Raw genomic sequence first — 23,273 nt, forward strand, 5'->3', positions numbered from 1 at the left:
AGTGGTGCTCATGCGTTGTCTCCGGCGCGCGGGCCGCGGAAGCCGGAACGGCTGCTGTCGGCGACATGGCGGCCCAGCGCCATGAAGCCGCGCACGCTGGCGCGCAGCACGCCGCCGAGCGAGCCGAGGAAGGTGTCGCGGTCGTGGCGGCCCCACTGCGACATCCACAGGTCGGCGCGGGCGAAGGTGGAAGCCACCAGCCAGCGCTCCTGCTCCAGGTCCAGTTCCTGGAACTCGATGCTCACGCCCTGCTCGTCGCGGTCCTGACGCACCACCGCCGGCAGTCGGTAACTGCGGCCGCGGTGGCCGAGCTCGACCTGCACCTCGGTGCCGGGCGCCATCGGGTACGGGGAATCCGGGCGCAGGGCCATGCCGCCGGTGGAGAAGTCGACGGTGTGGCAGGGCACGGCGGTGCCGTCGGGCATGTGCAGCACCGCCGGCATGCGCAGCGGCACGCGGTGGGCGCGGCGGATCTGTCGCTGCTCGCTGCAGGTGGCGATGGTCGCGCCGAGGATCATCATGTTGTACGCGGTCCAGCCGAGGTTGAGCCACAGCGTCTGCACCTCGCCGCTGTCGCCACCGAAGACCAGGCGCAGCACGCCGGCGGCCATGCCGGTGAGGTTGAGCACCAGCAGGAACAGGTAGGGCTTGGCGATCTGCGCGTCGAAGTAGCTCTTCCGGACCAGGCCGCCCTTGGCGGTGACGTTGAACTTGCCCAGCTTGGGGTTGATCACCGCCATCGTGGTCGGCAGCAGGATGTACCAGGCCAGGGTGGTCTCGTAGACCTCGTTCCACAGCAGGCTGCGGTAGCGCCCCTGCACCCGCAGGTTGGTCAGGCCCGACTGCAGGATGTGCGGCAGCGCGTAGGCCAGGATCATCAGCGCCGAGGCGTGGATCACGTGCGCGCCGAACAGCAGGAAGGCCAGCGGCGCGGTGAGGAAGATGATCCGCGGCAGGCCGTAGAAGAAGTGGATCATCGCGTTGGTGTAGCAGAGCCGCTGCGCCAGCTTCAGCCCGCGGGTGAACATCGGGTTGTCCACGCGGAAGATCTGGGCCATGCCGCGCGCCCAGCGGATGCGCTGGCCCACGTGCGCCGACAGGCTCTCGGTGGCCAGGCCGGCGGCCTGCGGGATCGGCAGGTAGGCGCTGTCGTAGCCGCGCTGGTGCAGGCGGATCGCGGTGTGCGCGTCCTCGGTCACGGTCTCCACCGCGACGCCGCCGACCTCCTCCAGCGGGCCGCGGCGGATCACCGCGCAGGAGCCGCAGAAGAAGGTCGCGTTCCAGGTGTCGTTGCCGTCCTGGAGCAGGCCGTAGAACAGGTGGCCCTCGTTGGGCACCTTGCCGAAGGTGTCGAGGTTGCGCTCGAACGGATCCGGCGAGAAGAAGTAGTGCGGGGTCTGCACCACCGCCAGGTTGGGATCGCGCACCAGCCAGCCCATCGCCACCTGCAGGAACGAGCGCGAAGGCATGTGGTCGCAGTCGAAGATGGCGACGAACTCGCCCGAGGTCTTCTTCAGCGCGGCGTTGATGTTGCCGGCCTTGGCGTGGCTGTTGTTGGTGCGGGTCAGGTAGTGGACGCCGGCCTGTTCGCAGAACTCGCGCAGCTCGTCGCGGCGGCCGTCATCGAGCACGTAGACGTTGAGCCTGTCCTCCGGCCAGTCCAGCACCGAGGCCGCCAGCACCGTGGTGCGCACCACCGACAGCGGCTCGTTGTAGGTGGGGATGAACACGTCCACCGTCGGCCACAGCGCCTGGTCGGCGGGCAGCGGCACCGGCTTGCGGTTCAGCGGCCAGGCCACCTGGAAGAAGCCGAACACCAGCACGACGAAGGCGTACAGCTCGGCCACCAGCAGGCCGCTGCCCAGCACCATGTCCAGCGGCGTGCCGACGCCCATGGTCTCGGTCAGGCGCCACCAGATGTAGCGGGTGGACATGGTCAGGGACAGGCCCATCAGGGCCAGCACCACCACCGGGCTGGAGCTGCGGCGCAGCAGCAGCGCGGCCACGAACACCGCCGCCGACAGCAGGAACTGGTGCTTTACATCCAGCGGGACGCTGGCGACGAAGCCGATGAGCGACAGCCCGGCCACGCACAACACGGCCAGCGCCAGTTTCTCCAGCGGAGTGCGCGCACCCCGTGTCTTCCCCTGCCCCATCTGCTCTCCCTTCATGCGTGCGGCGCCCCGTCATCCAACCGCGGACATGCCGCCCGCTTCCCGGCTGCTCAGGAACCGCGCAGCCGGCGCAAAGGACTATCGCTGCCCGGACGGGCACCCTCGCCCGCCAGCCGGTCGAACAGCTGCTGCAGCGGGGTGCGCGCCGGTGCCGGCTGGGCCGCCGCCGCGGGGACGGCGTGGATCACGCGGCCGCGCGGGGCGGGTGCTGCCGGTGCCGGTGCCGGTGCCGGTGCCGGTGCCGGTGCCGGTGCCGGTGCCGGTGCCGGTGCAGGCGCGGCGGGTCCGGGAGCGGGCGCCGGTTCGGGCCTGGCCGCGGACACCCGGGAGGGTTCCGGCCGCCTGGGCGCCGGCGGGGCCGGGTGCAGGCGCTCGCCACCGAAGTCGCGGTAGCCCGCGTCGCCGTCGGCTCCGAGGCGCTTGAACAGGGAGGCGACGTCGTCGTCGCCGGAAGTGCTGTCGGGCTTGGACATGGGGGAATCCTCAGGACACGCGGGACAGCACGAAGCTGTCGACATGGTTTGCATCGGCGTGGGTGCAGGCCACGTCCAGCACGGACGCGGTACCGGCGGCGCGGAACCAGGCCCGGTACACGCCTTCCAGGAACGCGGCCAGCCACGGCCGCCCCGCTCCACCGGCGGCGGCCAGCGGCGAGGCGAAATGCCGGATCAGGACGCGGTCTTCCATCTCCTCGAATTCGGCCCTGCCCCACTCGATCGGCGCCCAGACTGCATTGGCCGCGGTCTGCAGCGCGTCGAGGGTCGGCACTTCCGGCAGCGGGTGGTCGCCGGCGAAGCGCTCGCCCAGGCGCGCCATCAGCCGCGCGCGGTCTTCCTCGTCCAGGCCATGCTCCAGCTCGTCGCACAGGGCGCGCATGAAGCCGCGCCACTGCGGGGCACAGCTGCGGGTTCGGTAATGGTCCAGCAGGTCGTCTGGGGTCATGCGGGATCCCACCGGGGCGACCGGGGATTGGGGGAAGAAGGACGGCCGGCATGGAACGCAAGTCCGATGCCATGCATCCGTGATGACTAAAAATATGCGAATTGGGTCGCAAAAACCAGCGGAGGCCGCCCACGGTTTATCGCTTCCTGACGTAACGCGTCACTTTGTGACACACCCTGTCAGGCCGAGGCTTCGGGTACCGGCGGCTCCACGGAGAATACCTGGCGCAGGTACGAGAGGTAGCCAGGGTCGTCGACCATGGTCTTGCCCGGGCTGTCGCTGAGCTTGGCCACCGGCTGGCCGTTGCAGCGGACCATCTTCAGCACGATCTGCAGCGGCTTGGGTCCCAGGTCGTTGGTGAGGTTGGTGCCGACCCCGAAGGACATGCGGCAACGCCCACGGAAGTGGTCGTACAGCGCCATCACCCGTTCGATGTCCAGGCCGTCGCTGAACACCAGGGTCTTGGTGCGCGGGTCGATCCGGTGCGCCTGCAGGTGGGCGATGATCCGCTCGCCCCATTCGAACGGATCGCCCGAGTCGTGGCGCATGCCGTCGAACAGCTTGCAGAAGTACAGGTCGAAGTCGCCCAGGAAGGCGTCCAGCCCGATCACGTCGGTCAGGGCCACGCCGAGGTCGCCGCGGTACTCGCGCGCCCAGGTGTCGAACGCAGCCACCTGCGAGTCGCGCAGGCGCGGGCCGAGGGCCTGGAACGCCTGCAGCCACTCGTGCGCCATCGTGCCCTGCGGCACCAGGCCGTACCTGCGGGCGAAGTGCACGTTGGAGGTGCCGACGAAGTGGGTGCCGAACTCGGCGCGCAGGTGCGGCAGCACCTCGCCGTGCCAGGCGTGCGAGTAGCGCCGGCGGGTACCGAAGTCGGTGATCACGCAATCCTCGAAACCCACCGCCTCGCGCAGCCGCGCGGTCTTGGCGCGGATCCGGCGCAGGCCCTCCTCGCGGTCGGCCGGCCCGAAGGTGCCGGTCATGTACAGCTCGCTGATGATCGCCAACAGCGGCACCTCGAACATGATGGTGTGCAACCAGGGCCCGCGCAGGCGCAGCTCGATGCCGCCGTTCTCGTCCGGGTTGGCGCGCAGCTGCACGTACTTGCGGTCGAAGTGGAACAGGCCGAGGAAGTCGACGAAGTCCGGCTTGATGAAGCGCAGCCCGCGCAGGTAGTCCAGTTCCTCCGGGGTGGCGCGCAGCGCGCACAGCGCGTCGATCTGGTCGGAGATCGCGCCGAGGAACGGGACCAGGTCCACGTCCGGCGAGCGGCAGCGGAACAGGTATTCGACCTGGGCGCCGGGGTGCTGGTGCAGCACCGCCTGCATCATCGTCAGCTTGTACAGGTCGGTGTCGAGCAGCGAGGGAATGATCGGCATGGGCGCCTCCAGGGACGTCATCGGCGCGGCCACATCCGCGGCAGCTTCGCCGCGAAATGGGCCCAGATCGCCGCGAACACCGCGGCACGGACGGCAAGGCCGCGACGCGGGGCCTCGAACCGGAAAAAGTACCGCCACAGCCCGCGGTGCTTGTGCCACTCCACGAACAGCGGCCGCGAACGGCTGGAAACGCCGCGCACGTGCAGCACGGCCACGTCGTTGGCCACCGCCACCAGGGCACCGGCCTGGCGCGCACGGCGGCACAGGTCCAGGTCCTCGGCATGCAGGCGGTAGCCCTCGTCGAGGCCGTCAATGCGGTCGAACAGCTCGCGCGGCATCAGCATCAGTGCGCCGGAGACCGCATCGACCGGCTGCAGGGTGCGCTCAGGGTCGGGCGGGACCTCGAGCTTCACCCCGCCCGTCGGGTTGCGCAGCATCGCGGCGAAATCCGGGTCGCGGCGGCGCGCGGCGCCGTCGTGCATGCCATCCTCGCCGTACAGGTCGGCGCCCAGCAGGCAGGGCCGGCCCTGGGCCAGCGCATGCGCGCGCAGCCGCACCAGCGAATCGCGTTCGACCTGCAGGTCGGGATTGACGAAGGCCAGCCACGGCGCATCGCTGTCGCGGGCGCCCTGGTTGCAGGCCACGGCGAAACCGGGGTTGTCGGGATTGGCGATGAAGCGCACGCGTGGATCGGCCAGCGCGTGCTGGCTGGCGATATCCAGGGTGCCGTCATCCGAGCCGTTGTCGACCACGCGGATCTGGGTGACGCCCTCGGCGATGCGCAGGCGGTGCAGGCAGGCATCGAGGGTGGAGGCGCTGCGGTAGCTCACCACCACCGCGGCGATACCTGCGGTCGTGGCACTCATGCGTCGGCCCCGGCGACATCGAGGTCGAACAGGTCGTCCTGGCGGCTGTCGCGCAGGCGTCCATGCAGCGCTTCCAGCTCGGCGCGGGCGTCGCGCAGCGGGTCGCGCATCAGGAAGTCGGCCAGCCGCGACTGCCATGCCGGCCAGCGCGCGGCCAGCACGTCGAGGTCGCCGGGCGCGGCCCCACCCTCGCCGCCACGGGCGACGAACGCGGTCTCGCACAGCACGTTGCGCCAGCCCAGCCCGGCCAGGCGCAGCGACAGGTCGACCAGGGCTCCGTACCAGGAGCCGAAGCTGGCGGTATCCAGGCCACCGGCGCGGGCGCGCGCCGAGCCGCGCAGGGCCACGGCGTGGTCGACCGCGGCCGGGAGCTCGGGGTGGCGCGGAGGCATCGCCGCGCAGGCCTGCGCGGTCAGCGCCGGCTCGGCTGGCAGCGGCGCGACCTCGCCCAGCCGCGGCCAGCTGGCCAGTTCGCCGGCGTTGCACCACGGCGTGGCGGTGGCGATCGAGGCGTCGCGGCCCAGGCAGGCGGAAAGCTGCGCCAGCCAGCCGGGCAGCGGCCGCGCATCGGCGGAAAGCACCACCACGTCGGCATCGCCACAGGCGGCCAGCATCTGCTGCAGGTGGGCGACCGGACCGACCGGCTGCGGGCGGCGGGTGTACTCGGCGCGCAGGCGGGTGGACTGCAGCCAGCGCTCGACAAGGGCGATGCCACGCGGCCCGGCCTGGGCGTCGTCGGCCAGCCACACCGGGGTGCCGGCCGGGGTGGCGGCATCCAGCGCGGCCAGGCAGGCGTCCAGCGCGTCCTCGTCGGCGGCAAGCGGCAACAGCACGATGGGCAGGTCGCTCACGGTCGGGCGCGGACTCCTGGTAGGGACGGCGCAACTTTAGCAGGGCCGCGGCGAACGGCTGCCGGCGGCGGATACGCGACGGCGCCCCGCAGGGCGCCGTCGTCCACTCCACTTCGCAGCGGTGGCTCAGCCGACCCAGACCCGGGCGTTGCGGAACATCCGCATCCACGGCGAGTCGACGCCCCAGTCGGCCGGATGCCAGCTGAGGTTGACCGTGCGCGCCACCCGCTCCGGATGCGGCATCAGGATGGTGGCGCGGCCGTCCTCGCTGGACAGGCCGGTGATGCCGTCCGGCGAACCGTTCGGGTTCAGCGGATAGGTGGTGGCGATGTTGCCGTCGCCGTCCACGTAGCGCAGGGCCACGCGCGCGGCGGCCTGGTCCAGGGCCGAGTCGAACTCGGCGCGACCCTCGCCATGCGCCACCGCCACCGGGATGCGCGAACCGGCCATCCCGCGCAGCAGCACCGACGGCGACTCGACCACTTCCAGCAGCGCGGTGCGGGCCTCGAACTGCTCGCTGCGGTTGCGCAGGAACTTCGGCCAGTGCCCGGCGCCGGGGATGATGTCCTTGAGCTGGCTCATCATCTGGCAGCCGTTGCACACGCCCAGCGAGAAGGTGTCCTGCCGCCCGAAGAACGCGGCGAACGCGGCACGCAGCTCGGCGCGCTCCAGGATCGAGGTCGCCCAGCCGCGGCCGGCACCGAGCACGTCGCCATAGCTGAAGCCGCCGCAGGCGGCCAGGCCCTTGAACCCGTCAAGGCTGATGCGGCCTGCGATCAGGTCGCTCATGTGCACGTCGACCGGCAGGAAGCCGGCGCGGTCGAAGTTGCGCGCCATCTCGACGTGGCTGTTGACGCCCTGCTCGCGCAGGATCGCCACCTTCGGCCGCGCGCCGGTATTGATGAACGGCGCGGCCACGTCCTCGGCCGGGTCGAAGCTGAGCTTCGGCTTCAGGCCCGGGGCCGCGAAGTCGCGCGCCACGGCGCGCTCCTCGTCGGCGCTGTCCGGGTTGTCGCGCAGCTTCTGCATGGCGTGGGTGACCGACCACCAGGCGTCGAACAGTTCCTCCCACTCCCACTGCGCCAGCAGCGCGCCGGCCTGGCGCACGCGCACGCGCGGGGCCTGGGTCGGGCGTGCGATGCGCTGGGCGCATTCGGTCAGCGCGTGGCGCTCGATGAGGTCGGCGAACGCGGCGCGGTCCTCGTCGGCGACCTGCACGATCGCGCCCAGCTCCTCGTTGAACAGGGTGCGGAACGGATCCTCGCCCCAGCCGTCGAGCACGATGTCCAGGCCCCGACGCGAGGCGAAGGCCATCTCGCACAGCGCGGCGAAGGCACCGCCGTCGCTGCGGTCGTGGTAGGCCAGCAGCAGGCCGGCCTCGCGCGCGTCGCAGATGAGCTCGAAGAAGTTGCGCAGCAGCTCCGGGTTGTCCAGGTCGGGCACTTCGCCGCCGAACGCCGGCAGCTGGCCTTCGGCATGGACCTGCGCCAGGACCGAGCCGCCCAGGCGCTGGCGCCCGCCACCCAGGCCGATCAGCCACAGCTCGCTCTCCGGCTCGTCGGCCAGCAGCGGGGTGAGCTGGGTGCGCACGTCGGCCACCGGCGCGAACGCGGAGATGACCAGCGACACCGGCGACACCGACTTGTGGGCCTGGCCGTCGGCCTGCCATTGCGCCTGCATCGACAGCGAGTCCTTGCCCACCGGGATGCTGATCTCCAGCTCCGGGCACAGCTCCATGCCGACCGCGTGGACCGCGTCGAACAGCAGCGCGTCCTCGCCCGGGTGGCCACAGGCGGCCATCCAGTTGGCGGACAGCTTGACCTGCTCCAGCGCGTCGACCGGGGCCGCGCACAGGTTGGTGATCGCCTCGCCCACGGCCATGCGCGCGGCCGCGGCCGAATCCAGCAGGGCCAGTGGGGTGCGCTCGCCGATGGCCATCGCCTCGCCGGCGAAGCCGTCGTAGTCGGCCAGGGTGATGGCGCAGTCGGCCATCGGCAGCTGCCACGGGCCGATCATCTGGTCGCGCGCGGTCAGGCCGCCGACGCTGCGATCACCGATCGTCACCAGGAACGACTTGGAGGCCACGGTCGGGTGCGCGAGCACGCGCAGGCCGGCCTGGCGCAGGTCCAGCGCGGTGGTGGCCAGCGCCGGCCACGGCGCGGCAGGCGGATGCGCGGCGTCGCGGTGCATCTTCGGCGGCTTGCCGAACAGCACGTCCATCGGCAGGTCGATCGGCGCGTCGGCGGGGATGTTGCCCGGGGTCGCGCCATAGGCCACGACCAGCCGCTCCTCGGCGGTGGCCACGCCCACGGCGGCGAACGGACAGCGCTCGCGCGCGCAGATGTCCGCGAACTCCTGCAGGCGCTCGGCCGGAACGCCGAGCACGTAGCGCTCCTGCGACTCGTTGCACCAGAGTTCCAGCGGCGACAGCGAGGGATCGTCGGTCGGCACCCTGGCCAGGTCGATCACGCCGCCCACGCCCGAGTCGTGCAGCAGCTCGGGGATGGCATTGGACAGGCCACCGGCGCCGACGTCGTGGAAGAAGTGGATCGGGTTGCGCTCGCCCATCGCCACGCAGCGGTCGATGACCTCCTGGCAGCGGCGCTCCATCTCCGGGTTGTCGCGCTGGACGCTGGCGAAATCCAGGTCCTCGGCGCTCTCGCCGGAAGCCACCGAACTGGCGGCACCGCCGCCCAGGCCGATCAGCATCGCCGGGCCGCCGAGCACGATCACCGCGTCGCCGGGCTTGAGCGGGATCTTCTCGACCTGGATGCGGTCGATCGCGCCCAGGCCGCCGGCCAGCATGATCGGCTTGTCGTAGGCGCGGGTCAGCTCGGCGCCTTCCGGCAGCTCGAAGCTGCGGAAGTAGCCAAGCAGGTTGGGCCGGCCGAACTCGTTGTTGAACGCGGCGCCGCCCAGCGGGCCGTCGAGCATGATCTCCAGCGCCGGCGCCATGCGCGGATTGAGCACGCGCTCGCCCTCCCACGGCTGCGGCAGCGTGGGGATGCGCAGGTGGGAGACGCTGAAGCCGGTCAGGCCGGCCTTGGGCTTGCCGCCGCGGCCGGTCGCGCCCTCGTCGCGGATCTCGCCACCGGCGCCGGTGGAGGCGCCCGGGAACGGGGAGATCGCGGTCGGGTGGTTGTGGGTCTCGACCTTGATCTGGAACGCCGAAGGCACCGGCGGCTCGGTCCGGTACTCGCCGGTGGCCGGGTCGGGGCGGTAGCGCGAAGCCACGTGCCCCTCGATCACCGCAGCGTTGTCGCTGTACGCGCTGAGCGTGTGCTGCGGGGTCTTCTGGTGGGTGTTCTTGATCATCCGGAACAGGGAGCGGTCCTGTTCCTCGCCATCGATGGTCCAGCTGGCGTTGAAGATCTTGTGCCGGCAGTGCTCGGAGTTGGCCTGCGCGAACATCATCAGTTCGACGTCCGACGGATCGCGGCCCAGCTCGCCGTAGCGCGTGCGCAGGTATTCGATCTCGTCCTCGGCCAGGGCCAGGCCCAGGCGGCGGTTGGCCGCTTCCAGGTCGGCCAGGGCGATGCGCTCCAGCGGGCGCCGCGCCGGCGCCGAGAACAGCACCGAGGCCCCTTCGCGCGAATCCAGCAGCGACTGGGTCATCGGATCGTGCAGCAGCTTGCCGACCGCGGCCTGGGTGGCGGCGTCGGACGGCCAGCCCACCAGGTCCAGGCGCAGGCCGCGCTCGACCCGGGCGACCGGCTGGCCGGCGCCCTGCAGCAGCTCGGTGGCCTTGCTCGACCACGGCGAGCGCGTGCCCAGGCGCGGGACCACGTAGCGCGACAGCGCGCCCTCGGCGCGCGGTGCCGGCTCGGCGCCTGCCTGGAGGATGCGGTTGAGTGCGTCGGGATCCGGCGTCGCATCGCCCGGCTGGACGAAATAGACGTGCCAGGCACCTTCGATGCGCAGGCCGGGGACGAGGGACTGCAGGCGGGTTTCGAGCCGCTGCCGGCGGAACGGCGAAAGGGCGGGCGCGCCCTCGAGGACGATCATGTCCGGGAGATGTCGCTGGGAAAGGCCGTCCATTGTACCGGAGCCGGCGCGCGGCTTTCCCGGATCGCCCGGGACACGCGACCGGCGGTCATCGCCGCGGCCGGTCCGGGAGCCGTCCAGCAGGTGGCAGGCGGCGCGGGCCGCCCGCCACCGCGGGGTTCAGCGGCTGCCGCCGGCGGTCTTGCCGGCCAGCCGGTCCAGCGCCTTGCGCAGGTCGGCCGGCGGCGAATAGCCGCCCAGCTGGGTGCCGTCGGGCGCGAACACCGCCGGGGTGCCGTTGACCCCGATGCGCTTGCCCAGCGCGTAGTGCATCGCCACCGGGCTGGTGCAGCTGCGGGCCTGGACCGGCTGGCCGGTCTTGGCCCTGGTCAGCGCCTGGCGGCGGTCCGGCGCGCACCAGACCGAGACCATGTCGCGGAAGTCCTGGCTGGCCATGCCCATGCGCGGGAAGGCCAGGTACTCCACCGCGATGCCCTGGCGGTTGTACTCGGCGATCTGGTCGTGCATGCGCCGGCAGTAGCCGCACTCGACGTCGGTGAAGACGGTGACCGTGTAGACCGGGTTCGGCGGGGCGAAGACGATGCGCTCCTCCTTCGCCACCCCGGCCAGGGCCTGGCGGCGGAAGTCGGCCAGGCCGGGGCTGGCGGCCGCGGTCCGGTTCTTCAGGTCGATCGGCGGGGTCTGCACCAGGTAGCGACCGTCGTCGGAGACGTACAGCACCTGGCCGTCGAGCAGCACCTCGCGGAAGCCAGCGAACGGCGCGGCCCCGATGTAGTCCGGCTCGGCATCCGGGATCACCTCGGCCAGCGAGGCACGCACCGCCTGCTCAGCGCCGGGCGACGCGGCGGCCTTGGCGGGAGTGGCGGCCTTGCCGGCGGACGCGGGCGGAGCCGGCTGGGCACAGGCGCCAAGGCTGGTCGCGCAGAGCAGCGCGACGGCAAGCATTCGGAACATCACGGAGAAACCTGTCAGGAAAGTCTGAGGCCGGGGATTCTGGCACAGGGGCCATGAGCGGAGGCCGACACGCCCTCCCCTCGCCCGCCACACGCCCCCCCCGGTGGACGTGCGCCGGGGCGCGGGCCGGGGATAAGGGTTGCGTGGCCAGTGGCGCCCGCACTACCTGCACGCCACTTGGCGGGGACGGGGTCGGCGGGCCGCGCGGCAGTGCCGCGATCGCTTCGCTCGAGGCATTCCGCAGCCGTCCATGGCGTAACCGCGCCAATTCCGGATACCCCTGCCCGGCCATCCATGGCCGGGGGTTCGGCAGGCCGCGCGGCAGTGCCGCGATCGCTCCGATTGATGCATTCCGCAGCCGTCCATGGCGTAACCACGCCAGCTCCGGATACCCCTGCCCGGCCATCCATGGCCGGGCGTTCGGCAGGCCACGCGGCAGTGCCGCGATCTGCGGCACTGGACACGTGGCGCTGCCGTCCATGGCGTGACCCCGTCGGCTCCGGAGGCCCCTGCCCGGCCATCCCTGGCCGGGCGTTCGCCCCTTTTGCGGCATGCCGCAAAAGGGGCTCACCCCCTCGGGTGGTGCCTGGCGTGCAGGCGCTGCAGGTGCTCGCGCGCGACCAGGGTGTAGATCTGGGTGGTGGACAGGCTGGCGTGGCCCAGCAGCAGCTGCAGCGCGCGCAGGTCGGCGCCGTGGTTGAGCAGGTGGGTGGCGAAGCTGTGGCGCAGGCCGTGCGGGGTCACCGTGCGCGGGTCGATCCCGGCGGCGGCGGCGTGGCGCTTGATCGCCCGCCAGAAGTCCTGGCGGGTGGGCGCGCTGCGGCTGGCGCCAATGAACAGCGGCACCTCGCCGCTGGCATCGGCCGGCACCGGGCGACCGCCGGTCAGCGCCGGGCGCGACTCCCGCAGGTAGCGTTCCAGCCAGTCCTGGGACTCCTCGCCCAGCGGCACCAGCCGCTCCTTGGAGCCCTTGCCGCGTACCCGGACCACCCCCTGGCGCAGGTTCACCGCGTTGGCCGGCAGGTTGACCAGCTCGCTCACGCGCAGGCCGGCGGCATACATCAGCTCGAGCATGGCACGGTCGCGCAGGCCTTCCGGGATGGACACGTCCGGCACCCCCAGCAGGGCCTCGACCTGCGACTCCGACATGGCCTTCGGCAGTGGCCGCGGCATCCGCGGCGGGTCGATCAGCGCGGCCGGATCGTCCTGGCGCACGCCGGCCAGGACCAGGTGCGCATAGAACGCGCGCAGGCAGGCACGCAGCCGGGCATTGCTGCGCGGGCCGTAGCCATGTCCCGCGCGCCAGGCCAGGTAGCCGAACAGGGCTTCGCGATCGGCACCCACCAGCCCGCCACCAGTGCCGTCGCGCCAGCGCGCCAGCAGTTCCAGGTCGCGGCGGTAGGCGTCCAGGCTGGCCCGGGCCAGGCCGCGCTCGGCCCAGGTGGCGTCGAGGAAGCGGGCGATGGCGCGCGCGTCGTCCTCGCGCAGCGGCGGCAGGGACATCGCCAGTTCGCGGCGCTCGGCCGGGGTGCGTGGCCTTGCGCTCACCGGGTGGTTCCGGCGAGGTGGTGGCATGGGAAGCGGCAGCTCATCGCCCACAGGATACGTCGCCGCGCCGCTATCCTTTGCGCCATGCAAGCCACCCCGCCTCCTGCTTCCGACGCCGCCACGACCACCGACGAGCGGCCTTCCGCCCTGGTCCCGTGGCGCCTGCTTTCGCTGTTCTACGACCTGTGGCCGGTGGTGGCGCTGTGGATGCTGGTGGCGATCCCGTTCGTGCTGGCCGACGTGGCCATGAGCGGCGGCGACACCCGCCACAACATCGAGCCTTTCAGCCTGATGGCGTGGATGGAGTGGATCGCGTGCTGGGTGGTCACCGGGTTGTACGCCACGATCAGCTGGCGCCGCGGCGGCCAGACCCTGGGCATGCGCCCGTGGCGGCTGAAGCTGCAGGGCGGCGACGGCGGCGCGCCCTCGTGGCGGGCGCTGTGGCTGCGCTACGCGGTCGGCACCATGTCGCTGCTGGCCGCCGGACTCGGCTTCTGGTGGGCGCTGTTCGACCGCGAGCGCCTGGCCTGGCACGACCGCGCCAGCGCTACCCGCCTGGTGCGGCTGCCGAAGCGGAAGAAGTGAGTCCTCAGCCGGACTTGCGCCGGAACAGGAACCACGAGGTCGCCAGCATCAGCACCGGCGGCAGCGCGTAGGCGATGCGGTAGTCGAAGCGGAAGGCACCGGCCAGCCGCCCGAACTGCATCTGCAACAGCATGAAGCCCAGCGCGAAAACGATGCCCAGGAACAGGCGCTTGCCCATGCCGCCGCTGCGCAGGCTGCCGAAGGCGAACGGCACCGCCGCCAGGCACAGGGCCAGCACGTTGAGTGGGTAGAACCAGCGGCTCCAGTAGGTGTCCTCGTAGTCGCGCGCGTCCAGGCCGTTGCGGCGGCGGTACTCGATGCTGGCCTGCAGGTCGGAGGCGGACAGGTTGCGCGGACGGGTCACGCCGGCGGCCAGGGCGTTGGCATCCAGCTCCGAATCCCACTTCTGCTCTTCGGCGGTCTCCTCGACCGCGCCGGCGCCGGTGAACGCCACCCTGCGCACGTCGCGCAGCTGCCAGCCGTTGGCGTCGTGCACGACCAGGCCGGCGCGGGTCAGCGAGCGCACCTCGCCCTCCTCGCCGACCTCGTAAAGGCGCACGTCGCGCAGCTCCAGCACGCGCTGGCCGCCCTCGACCCGCTCCTGGCCGTCGATGGCATTGAGGAAGGTGTCGCCCTCGCGCGCCCACAGGCCGGAGTAGCGGGCCATGGCCACGTTGTTGTTCTTGGCCGCCAGCTTGAGCTGGTCGGCCTGGCGCTGGCCCCACGGAGCCAGGGTCTCGCCGGTCACGACCATCAGTCCGGTCAGCAGCACCAGCGCCGCGGCCACCGAGATGGACAGGCGCCGCCGCGACAGGCCCAGCGCGCGCAGCGCGGTCAGCTCCGAGGTGCCGGCCAGCTGGCCCAGGCCCAGCAGCGAGCCGATCACCGCCGCGTAGGGGAAGATCGTGTACGCACGCCGCGGCACCGAATAGGCGACCACCGCCAGCGCGGTCGGGAAGTCGTAGCTGCCCTTGCCCAGGTCGCCGAGCTGGCCGGACAGGGCCAGGACCACGTCCAGGCCGACCAGCACCGCCCAGGTCAGCAGCACCGAGGCCAGCACCACCCGGCCGATATAGAGGTCATGCAGGCGGATGGGCAGCCTCATGCGGCGGCCCTCCGCGCACGCGGCAGCCGGCCATCGCGCAGGTACAGCCAGATCGCCAGGGCCATCAGCGGCAGGGTCAGCCACCACAGGCCGACCGGCGCCGGGAGCTTGCCGTCGGCCAGCATCCGCACGCCGATGAACATCAGGTTGAGCCCCACCAGGTAGGCGAGGAAGCCGAGCATCAGCCGGCCGTAGCGCTGCTGGCGCGGCGAACTGCGCGCCAGCGGCACGGTCAGCAGGGCGAAGGCCAGGGCCATCAGCGGCGGGGTCAGGCGGCCATGCAGCTCGGCGATCGCCGCCGGGCGGCCGTCATTGAACAGGGACAGGGTCGGGGCGATGGCCGGGTCGTCGTCGGCGCGCTCCTCGGCCCGGTCCGGCAGGGCGACCTCGTTGACCGCGTAGCGCATCAGGCGGAAGTCCAGGCCCTGCTCCAGCGGCCCTTCCAGGCGCCTTCCGTCGGCAAGTCGCAGGAAACGGTCGCGATCGCCGCCGAACTCCAGGCTTCCGGTGCGGGCGGTGACCACGTCTACCCGGCCGTCCCGCTCGCGCTGCAGGAACACGCCCTGCAGGGTGCGGCCGTCCTCGCTCATGCCGTCGATGTAGACGATGCCGCCGCCATTGGGCAGCGAGGTGAAGCGGCCCGGCTCCAGCCCGGCCACGATCAGGCTGCGGTTGGCCTGCTCGATCATGTTCGCCGCGGTGCGCTGGGCCCAGGGTCCCAGCCACAGCGAGCACATGCCCACCGCGACCACCACCGGGACCACGGCCATCAGCAGCGGCCGCAGCAGGCGCTTCGGACCCACGCCCACGGCGTTGAGCACGGCCATCTCCGAGTCCCGGTACAGGCGGGCCACGGCCAGCATCAGGCCCAGCATCAGCGCCAGGGGCAGCACCAGCGGCAGGTAGACCAGCAGCTGCAGGCCCAGCTGGGACAGCAGCAGGCGCGCCGGCAGGCCGCCGTCGGCGATCTCGCCCAGCACGTCGACCAGGACCCCGCCCAGGCTCACCGTGAGCAGCACGATCAGGGTCGCCAGGAAGCTCTGGACGAAATCGCGCAGCAGGTATCGATCGAGCTTCGGCATCGGCGGGGCCAGTCCTATAAAATCCCGGGTTCGCTTCGCGGACCCCGCCGGCCGGATCTTCCGGCCCATGATCGAGGGGCGATCCGCGATTGTACGTACCTGTCGTAACGATCTGGGAATCTGCTCAATGGCCCTGCAATTCACCCTGAACCGCGAGGCCGCCGCGGCGGCCGCCCTCGACTGCGTCGTCATTGGCGCCTTCGCCGACAAGACGCTCACGCCCGCGGGCCAGGCGATCGACGAGGCCAGCGGCGGCCGCCTGCGCGCCCTGCTGGAGCGTGGCGACCTCAGCGGCCGCACCGGCAGCAGCCTGGTCCTGCACGACCTGCCGGGCGTCACCGCCCCGCGCGTCCTGGTGCTGGGCCTGGGCGAGAAGGCGAAGTTCGGCGTGCCCCAGTACATCAAGGCCGCCGCCGACGCGGTGCGCGCGCTGAAGACCGGCCCGGTCGCCCGCGCCCTGTTCACCGTGTCCGAGGTCGAGGTCGCCGGCCGCGACCAGGCCTGGAACGTGCGCCAGGCGGTGGTCGCCGCCGACCACGCCGCCTACCGCTACACCGCCACCCTGGGCAAGAGGAAGGACGAGCCCGGGCTGCGCGAGCTGGCCATCAGCGGCGAGGACGCCACCGCCCTGGCCCAGGGCCAGGCTATCGCCGAGGGCGTGGCCTTCACCCGCGAGCTGGGCAACCTGCCGCCGAACATCTGCAACCCGGCCTACCTCGCCGCGCAGGCCCAGGCCTTCGCCGCCGCCCACGAAGGCGCCGAGGCCGAGATCCTCGACGAGCAGCAGATGGAGGCCCTGGGCATGGGCTCGCTGCTGGCCGTGGCCCGCGGCTCGGCCAACCGGCCGAAGCTGGTGGTGCTTAAGTGGAACGGCGCGGCCGACAAGACCGCCAGGCCCTACGTGCTGGTCGGCAAGGGCATCACCTTCGACACCGGCGGCGTCAACCTGAAGACCCAGGGCGGCATCGAGGAGATGAAGTACGACATGCTCGGCGCCGGCAGCGTGCTGGGCACCTTCGTCGCCGCGGTGAAGATGAAGCTGCCGCTGAACCTGGTGGTCATCGCCCCGGCGGTGGAGAACGCGATCGACGGCAACAGCTATCGCCCGTCCGACGTCATCACATCCATGTCCGGCAAGACCATCGAGGTCGGCAACACCGACGCCGAGGGCCGCCTGATCCTGTGCGACGCCCTGACCTACGCCCAGCGCTTCGAGCCGGAGGCGCTGGTCGACGTGGCCACCCTCACCGGCGCCTGCATGGTCGCCCTGGGCAAGTTCGCCACCGGCCTGATGAGCAAGCACGACGACCTGGCCAACGAGCTGCTGGTCGCCGGCGAGCACGTGTTCGACCGCGCCTGGCGCCTGCCGCTGTGGGACGAATACCAGACCCTGCTGGATTCTACCTTCGCCGACGTCTACAACATCGGCGGCCGCTGGGGCGGCGCGATCACCGCCGGCTGCTTCCTGTCGCGCTTCGCCGAAGGCCAGCGCTGGGCGCACCTGGACATCGCCGGCTCGGCCAGCGACGAGGGCAAGCGGGGCATGGCCACCGGCCGCCCGGTCGGCCTGCTGAGCCAGTGGCTGCTGGACCGCGTCGCCGAAGGGACCGCCGCTTAAGCGGCCGCCCATGCCCCGCGCCGACTTCTACCTGATCGCCAAGCCCCGGTTCGCGGAGCAGCCGCTGCTGCTGGTCTGCGAGCTGGCCAAGCGCGCCCATGCCGCCAACCAGTTCACCCTGGTGCTGGCGCGCGACGCGGCCCAGGCCGAGGAGATCGACGACCTGCTGTGGTCGTTCGAGCCCGACGCCTTCATCCCGCACCAGATCGCCGGCGACGAGGAGGACGAACTGACCCCGGTCCTGGTCGTCCCGCCGGAGATCGAGGCACCGCCGCGTCCGCTGGTGATCAACCTGCGCGACGCGGCCTGGACCGAGCCCTGCGAGCGGGTACTGGAAGTGGTGCCCGCCGACCCCGCCGCCCGCGCCCCGCTGCGCGAGCGCTGGAGGCAGTACCAGGCGCTGGGCTACGACCTCAACAAACATGACATGTGAGGAGCCGTGATTCGGGATTGGTGATTGGTGATTCGAAAAGGCGACAGCAAAGCCGCCTGCACCTCATCCGAACCGACGAAGCACTGCTCTTTCCAATCACGAATAACGAATCACCAATCACGGCCCTTATGTCCACTCTTCCCTCCGGCTACGAACCCAAGACCTTCGAATCGCGGCTTTATGCCGAGTGGGAGACCAGCGGCTGCTTCACCCCGCGCGGCGAGGGCAAGCCCTATTCGATCCTGCTGCCGCCGCCGAACGTCACCGGCACCCTGCACATGGGCCACGCCTTCCAGCACACGCTGATGGATGCGCTGGTGCGCTTCCACCGCATGGACGGCCATGACGTGCTGTGGCAGATGGGTACCGACCACGCCGGCATCGCCACCGAGATGGTGGTCAGCCGCAACCTGGCGCTGGAAGGCAAGGGCGAGACCCGCGACTCGCTGGGCCGCGAGGGCTTCATCGCCAAGGTCTGGGAGTGGAAGGCCACCTCGGGCGACACCATCGAGCGGCAGATGCGCCGCCTGGGCGCCTCCGGCGACTGGTCGCGCAGCACCTTCACCATGGATCCGCAACCTTCGGAGGCGGTGGTCGAGGCCTTCGTGCGCTGGCACGAGGAAGGCCTGATCTACCGCGGCCAGCGCCTGGTCAACTGGGACCCGGTGCTGAAGACGGCGATCTCCGACCTGGAGGTGGAGAACGTCGAGGAGGACGGCTTCCTCTGGTCGATCCGCTACCCGCTGGCCGATGGCGCCAGCTACGAGCATGTCGAAGTCGATGCCGACGGCAACGAGGTCCTGCGCGAGGTCCGCGACTACCTGGTCGTGGCCACCACCCGCCCGGAGACCATGCTCGGCGACACCGCGGTGATGATCCATCCGGAGGACGCGCGCTATCCCGGCCTGATCGGCAGGGAGGTGGTGCTGCCGCTGACTGGCCGCCGCATCCCGGTGATCGGCGACGACTACGTCGACCGCGCCTTCGGCACCGGCGTGGTCAAGGTCACCCCGGCGCACGACTTCAACGACTACCAGGTCGGCCAGCGCCACAAGCTGCCGCTGATCAACATCTTCACCCCGGAAGCCAAGATCGTTGGTTCTCCGACGGATCCGATTGCCCAGATCGTAGCGAGTGCCGACAAGTCGCTGGGTACCGGTCACCGCTGGGTTGAAGCCATCCCTGCTGCCTACCGCGGCCTGGATCGCTATGAGGCCCGGAAGGCAATCATTGCGGACCTGGAAGCCGAAGGCCTGCTGGTCGAGACCAGGCCGCACAAGCTGCAGGTGCCACGCGGCGACCGCACCGGCCAGGTGATCGAGCCCTACCTCACCGACCAGTGGTTCGTGAAGATGGACGCACTGGCCAAGCGCGGCCTGGGGCTGGTCGAGTCGGGCGAGGTGAAGTTCGTCCCGCCGAACTGGATCAATACCTACCGCCACTGGATGGAGAACATCCAGGACTGGTGCATCAGCCGCCAGCTGTGGTGGGGCCACCGCATCCCGGCGTGGTTCGACGCCGAGGGCAAGTGCTACGTCGGTCGTAGTGAAGCCGAGGTCCGCGAGAAGAACGGCCTGGGCGCGGACGTCGTCCTGAGCCAGGACAGCGACGTGCTGGAGACCTGGTTCTCCTCGCAGCTATGGCCGTTCTCGACCATGGGCTGGCCCAACCAACAGGCGATGGCCGAGCGCGGCTTCGACCGCTACCTGCCGTCGTCGGTGCTGGTCACCGGCTTCGACATCATCTTCTTCTGGGTGGCGCGCATGATCATGGCCACCGACCACTTCACCGGGAAGGTGCCGTTCCGCGACGTCTACATCACCGGCCTGATCCGCGACGCCCAGGGCCAGAAGATGTCCAAGTCCAAGGGCAACGTCCTGGACCCGCTGGACATCATCGACGGCATCTCGCTGGAGGACCTGGTCGCCAAGCGCACCCGCGGGCTGATGCAGCCCAAGCTGGCGGAAAAGATCGAGAAGGCCACGCGCAAGGAATTCCCCGAGGGTATCGCCGCCCACGGTGCCGACGCGCTGCGCTTCACCATCGCCGCGCTGGCCGGCCACGGCCGCGACATCAAGTTCGACCTCGGCCGCGCCGAAGGCTACAAGAACTTCTGCAACAAGCTGTGGAACGCCACCCGTTTCGTGCTCATGAACACCGACGGCGCCAGCTTCGGCGGCGCGCCGCAGCCGGTGACCGATGCCGAGAAGTGGATCCTGGCGCGCCTGGCCGCGGTCACCGCCGAGGCCCGCGCGCAGTTCGCCGCCTACCGCTTCGACCTGCTTGCGCAGGCGCTTTACGAGTTCGCCTGGAACGAGTTCTGCGACTGGTTCGTGGAGCTGGCCAAGCCGGCGCTCGGCGGCGATGACGCCGCCGCCGCGGCCAGCACCCGCCACACCCTGCTGCATGTGCTGGAGTCGCTGCTGCGCCTGCTGCACCCGCTGGTGCCGTTCGTGACCGAGGAGCTGTGGCGCCAGGTCGCACCGCGCCTGGGCATCAACGAAGCCACCATCTCGCTGCGCCCTTATCCGGCCGAGGCCGACTTCGCCGGCCAGGACTACGCCGCCGCGGAGGCCGACATCGAGTGGTTCAAGGCCATGGTCTCCGGCCTGCGCCGCGTGCGCAGCGAGCTGGGCGTGTCGCCTGGCAAGCCGGTGCGCCTGCTGCTGGCCGACGGCGTCGATGCCGACCGCTCGCGCGTGGCCCGCTTCGAGTCGCAGCTGCGCTTCCTGCTGCGGCTGGAGTCGGTCCAGTGGCTGGATGGCGCCACCGCCCCGGCCTCGGCCGCGGCCGTGGTCGGCGAGCTGAAGCTGCTGGTCCCGCTGGAAGGCCTGGTCGACCTCGACGCCGAGCGCGCGCGCCTGGACAAGGAAATCTCCCGCATCGCCAGCGAGAAGGAAAAGAGCGAGGCCAAGCTGGCCAAGTTCAGCGACAAGGTGCCGGCGGCGGTGGTCGAACAGGAGCGCCACCGCCTGGCCGACTGGACCACCAAGCTCGCCGCCCTGACCGAGCAGCGCGCGCGGTTCTGACCGCGCCCGCTGAGCCCCTCTTCCAAGAAGAGGGAAACCGGACGCGCGCGAAGCCGCGGCAACGCGGACGCATGCCGCAAGCGGCACATGGACGTGCCGCGGTCGCGCATTGGAGCGGACGGAGCCACGCGATGCGGCATGCCCCTGCGCTGCTGCGGCTCCGTCCAGAGCCGACTCACCCGGCGTTCTTCGCTTTTACTGTCGATTCCCGCGCCGCCTAAAGCGGCGGCATCCGGTCGATCTCGCCGGAGACCAGCTCCATCGCCATCACCAGCGCGTCCTCGCGGCCGTTGTGGGCCGGGTAGTAGCGCGGGCGGCGGCCGATCTCGTTGAAACCCTCGCTGAGGTACAGCGCGATGGCCGGCGGATTCGAAGGACGCACCTCGAGGAATACCCGGTGGGCGCCGCGGTCGCGCGCGGTCTTCAGCAGCGCCCGCAGCAGGTGGCGGCCGAGGCCGCGCGACTGCCGCTCCGGGGCGGTGCACAGGTTGAGCACGTGGGCCTCGTCGGCGGCGATGCTCATCACCCCGTAGCCGGCGGGCATGTCGTCGGCCAGGGCCAGCAGCGAGGGATAGCCGGCCAGCAGGCAGTCGCGGAAGATGCCGCGGCTCCACGGGAACGGATAGGCCCGCTTCTCGATCGCCATCACCGCATCAAGATCGCCCTCGCGCATCGCCCGCAGCCGCCAGTGCGGCTTCGCGGTCTCGCGATAGGCGGCGATGCTCACGCAGGCCTCCGCAGCGCGCGCAGCAACGGCCACAGCCGGCGCTTGGCGGAGGGATCGGCGCGCAGCATCTCGCTGGGCCACTCGGCCAGCAGCGCCTGCACCCGCGGATCGGTCGGCGGCAAGCCGGAAGCGCGCAGCACGGCCAGCTGCAGGCGGTCAGGCAGGGCTGCAGGACGACGCATCGCCCCGTGGCGCGGCAGCGCGGCCGGCGCCGCGGCGGGTTCCGCGACGCGCGGTTCCGGCGACATCGGCGGAGCCCGGCGCGGTGCCGGCGGCGCGACATCGCGATCCAGCGGCGATGCCTGGCGCACCTGCATCCGCTCCTGACGCGCGGGCTCCTCGACCGGCGCGGCCGGCGCGGCCAGCGGCTCCTCGTCGCCGGCCACCCGCATCACGTTGCAGCCCAGCGCCTGCAGCCAGTAACGCTGCTGCGGGCTCCAGGGACCGCCGGCTTGGGCCTGCATGGTCAGGCCGCCTCCCGCGACGGCCGGAAGCGAAGCCAGGCCCACATGACCGGACCGGACAGCGCATAGAGGACGCCCACCGCCAGCAGCGCGCGCGGCAGGTCGATGACCAGCACCGCGATCACCACCGGCACCACCAGCAGCACGGCGAACGGCACCTTGTCGGCGCGCGCACCGCCCTCGCCACTGCCCTTGAAGCTCCAGTAGCGGATCTGGCTGACCATCAGCAGGGCCGCGCACAGGGTCACGCCGAGGGCGACATAGCGCAGCTCCTCGCCGCTCCAGCCCAGCTCGCCGTCGGCGAAGGCCCAGACGAAGGACATCATCAGCCCGGCCGCGGCCGGGCTGGCCAGGCCGATGAAGAACCGCTTGTCGACCACGCCGACCTGGGTGTTGAAGCGTGCCAGGCGCAGCGCAGCGCACGCGGCATAGAGGAAGGCGATCGCCCAGCCCACCCGGCCGGCGACGCTGCCGTCGAACTTCAGCGAGGACAGCGACCAGTGGTACATCACCAAGGCCGGGGCCAGGCCGAAGCTGACCAGGTCGGCCAGCGAGTCGTACTGCACGCCGAAGGCGCTGCTGGTGCCGGTCAGGCGCGCCACCCGGCCGTCGATGCCGTCGGCGATCGCGGCCACGAACACGGCGATGGCCGCCGCGGTGAACTGGCTGTTGGCCGCCGCGATGATCGCGTAGAAGCCCGCGAACAGGCCGCAGGTGGTGAACAGGTTGGGCAGCAGGTAGATGCCGCGGGAACGCGGTGGCGGGCGGTCGAGATCCATGTCGCCAGTGTACGGGGCCGCCGCCCGGCTGCGAACTGGTCCCTTGCCACGCGGGCCCCCGGATGCTGCAATCGGCCCCTCACCGCCCGCCTGGAGCCCTGCCCGATGCGCCCGACGACCCGCGCCTGCCTGCTGCTGCTCGTGGCCGCCACTTTCGCCAGTGGCACCGCCCTGGCCTCCACCATCTACAAGTGGAAGGACGCCAATGGCGTCACCCACTCCTCCGACCAGCCGCCCCCGGGCCAGCGCTACGAGACCCGCAAGATCAACGGCGGCGGCTACGCAGTGGAGACCCCGGACGCCGAGGAAGCCCCGGAAAGCGCAGCCTGTGCCAGCGCCCGCAAGAGCCTGGGTGCCTTCGACAGCTCCCGCCCCGTGCAGGTGGACACCGACGGCGACGGCAAGGCCGACCGCACCCTGAGCGACGAGGAGCGCCAGTCGCATCGCAGCGTCGCCGAGGCCGCGGTCAAGGCCAACTGCCCGGGCGGCTGAGCCCGTTGCCGGCTGTGCCGGCATCTTCGAGCATCACCCCGATCCCCCGCCCGGCGCGGGGGATCGGCGTTTCCGGCCCACCCTTTCTCCGGCCCAGGCCAGTCGCCGCCAGTCGGCAAGGCGGTAGAGGCGTCCAGCACCAGGATCGGCAGCGCGCCGAAGACGGTGTAGCCGATGTTCCGGGACAGGTAATCCGCGCCCTTTCCCGGGGAAACAGGTGTCCCTTCCACTCCCGTCCCC

General features: G+C 71.3%; 19 protein-coding genes. 5 read left to right on the top strand and 14 right to left on the bottom strand.

Annotation, left to right across the window (positions count from 1 at the left end):
* Positions 1-8 precede the first annotated feature (8 nt).
* From bcsA to xerD, 9 genes are all read right to left on the bottom strand, one after another.
* Positions 9-2,156: a UDP-forming cellulose synthase catalytic subunit gene (gene bcsA / locus PSESU_RS12120; RefSeq protein ID WP_013536074.1), complete on the bottom strand. Its 2,148-nt coding sequence runs from the start codon at positions 2,154-2,156 to the stop codon at positions 9-11.
* 68 nt (positions 2,157-2,224) lie between these two features.
* The gene (locus tag PSESU_RS12125) at positions 2,225-2,647 is read right to left on the bottom strand and encodes a hypothetical protein (protein ID WP_013536075.1); all 423 of its coding nucleotides are present in this window, start codon (positions 2,645-2,647) and stop codon (positions 2,225-2,227) included.
* A 10-nt stretch (positions 2,648-2,657) separates the two neighbouring features.
* Positions 2,658-3,116, bottom strand: coding sequence for a cellulose biosynthesis protein BcsD (gene bcsD, locus PSESU_RS12130; protein ID WP_013536076.1), 459 nt, complete (start codon positions 3,114-3,116; stop codon positions 2,658-2,660).
* 179 nt (positions 3,117-3,295) lie between these two features.
* Positions 3,296-4,495 carry a nicotinate phosphoribosyltransferase gene (pncB, locus tag PSESU_RS12135; protein WP_013536077.1) on the bottom strand — a complete coding sequence of 400 codons (1,200 nt, stop codon included), beginning with the start codon at positions 4,493-4,495 and terminating at the stop codon, positions 3,296-3,298.
* A 17-nt stretch (positions 4,496-4,512) separates the two neighbouring features.
* Positions 4,513-5,361: a glycosyltransferase family 2 protein gene (locus PSESU_RS12140; RefSeq protein WP_013536078.1), complete on the bottom strand. Its 849-nt coding sequence runs from the start codon at positions 5,359-5,361 to the stop codon at positions 4,513-4,515.
* Positions 5,358-6,212, bottom strand: a complete 855-nt coding sequence (locus PSESU_RS12145; protein ID WP_013536079.1) for a glycosyltransferase family 2 protein — start codon at positions 6,210-6,212, stop codon at positions 5,358-5,360. Before PSESU_RS12145 ends, PSESU_RS12140 begins: the two co-directional genes overlap by 4 nt.
* 126 nt (positions 6,213-6,338) lie before the next feature.
* Positions 6,339-10,217 (bottom strand): phosphoribosylformylglycinamidine synthase, encoded by a 3,879-nt coding sequence (gene purL, locus PSESU_RS12150; RefSeq protein ID WP_013536080.1) that lies wholly within the window; start codon positions 10,215-10,217, stop codon positions 6,339-6,341.
* Positions 10,218-10,376: 159 nt separating this feature from the next.
* Positions 10,377-11,171, bottom strand: coding sequence for a thioredoxin fold domain-containing protein (locus tag PSESU_RS12155; RefSeq protein WP_013536081.1), 795 nt, complete (start codon positions 11,169-11,171; stop codon positions 10,377-10,379).
* Positions 11,172-11,738: 567 nt separating this feature from the next.
* A complete protein-coding gene (gene xerD, locus PSESU_RS12160) occupies positions 11,739-12,746 on the bottom strand; it encodes a site-specific tyrosine recombinase XerD (RefSeq protein ID WP_049782449.1) in 1,008 nt (335 codons plus the stop codon).
* 57 nt (positions 12,747-12,803) lie between these two features.
* Between xerD and PSESU_RS12165 the strand changes: the two genes are divergently transcribed.
* Complete coding sequence (locus tag PSESU_RS12165) at positions 12,804-13,304, top strand: RDD family protein (protein ID WP_013536083.1); 501 nt, start codon at positions 12,804-12,806, stop codon at positions 13,302-13,304.
* 4 nt (positions 13,305-13,308) lie between these two features.
* Here the strand turns inward: PSESU_RS12165 and lptG are convergent, their stop codons facing one another.
* Positions 13,309-14,460: an LPS export ABC transporter permease LptG gene (gene lptG / locus PSESU_RS12170; protein ID WP_203415203.1), complete on the bottom strand. Its 1,152-nt coding sequence runs from the start codon at positions 14,458-14,460 to the stop codon at positions 13,309-13,311.
* A complete protein-coding gene (gene lptF / locus PSESU_RS12175; RefSeq protein WP_013536085.1) occupies positions 14,406-15,491 on the bottom strand; it encodes an LPS export ABC transporter permease LptF in 1,086 nt (361 codons plus the stop codon). The genes lptG and lptF overlap by 55 nt, the downstream gene beginning before the upstream one ends.
* 127 nt (positions 15,492-15,618) lie before the next feature.
* On the opposite strand from lptF, the gene PSESU_RS12180 reads away from it, so the two are divergent.
* The 3 genes from PSESU_RS12180 (at position 15,619) to PSESU_RS12190 (ending at position 20,571) form a co-directional block, all read left to right on the top strand.
* Positions 15,619-17,109: a leucyl aminopeptidase gene (locus tag PSESU_RS12180; RefSeq protein ID WP_013536086.1), complete on the top strand. Its 1,491-nt coding sequence runs from the start codon at positions 15,619-15,621 to the stop codon at positions 17,107-17,109.
* Between the two features lie 10 nt (positions 17,110-17,119).
* Positions 17,120-17,542, top strand: a complete 423-nt coding sequence (locus PSESU_RS12185; RefSeq protein WP_013536087.1) for a DNA polymerase III subunit chi — start codon at positions 17,120-17,122, stop codon at positions 17,540-17,542.
* 128 nt (positions 17,543-17,670) lie between these two features.
* The gene (locus PSESU_RS12190) at positions 17,671-20,571 is read left to right on the top strand and encodes a valine--tRNA ligase (RefSeq protein WP_013536088.1); all 2,901 of its coding nucleotides are present in this window, start codon (positions 17,671-17,673) and stop codon (positions 20,569-20,571) included.
* A 217-nt stretch (positions 20,572-20,788) separates the two neighbouring features.
* Here the strand turns inward: PSESU_RS12190 and rimI are convergent, their stop codons facing one another.
* The 3 genes from rimI to pssA are packed head-to-tail and all read right to left on the bottom strand — an operon-like array spanning position 20,789 to position 22,541.
* On the bottom strand, positions 20,789-21,244 hold the full coding sequence (gene rimI / locus PSESU_RS12195; protein ID WP_049782451.1) for a ribosomal protein S18-alanine N-acetyltransferase: 456 nt from the start codon (positions 21,242-21,244) through the stop codon (positions 20,789-20,791).
* Between the two features lie 50 nt (positions 21,245-21,294).
* Positions 21,295-21,762, bottom strand: a complete 468-nt coding sequence (locus tag PSESU_RS16565; RefSeq protein ID WP_013536090.1) for a hypothetical protein — start codon at positions 21,760-21,762, stop codon at positions 21,295-21,297.
* A 2-nt stretch (positions 21,763-21,764) separates the two neighbouring features.
* Complete coding sequence (pssA, locus tag PSESU_RS12205) at positions 21,765-22,541, bottom strand: CDP-diacylglycerol--serine O-phosphatidyltransferase (RefSeq protein ID WP_013536091.1); 777 nt, start codon at positions 22,539-22,541, stop codon at positions 21,765-21,767.
* A 105-nt stretch (positions 22,542-22,646) separates the two neighbouring features.
* Here pssA and PSESU_RS12210 point away from each other — a divergent pair, with 105 nt between their 5' ends.
* Positions 22,647-23,033 carry a DUF4124 domain-containing protein gene (locus PSESU_RS12210; RefSeq protein ID WP_013536092.1) on the top strand — a complete coding sequence of 129 codons (387 nt, stop codon included), beginning with the start codon at positions 22,647-22,649 and terminating at the stop codon, positions 23,031-23,033.
* Positions 23,034-23,273: the final 240 nt, after the last annotated feature.

The organism is Pseudoxanthomonas suwonensis 11-1 (assembly GCF_000185965.1).
Lineage (GTDB): Bacteria > Pseudomonadota > Gammaproteobacteria > Xanthomonadales > Xanthomonadaceae > Pseudoxanthomonas > Pseudoxanthomonas suwonensis_A.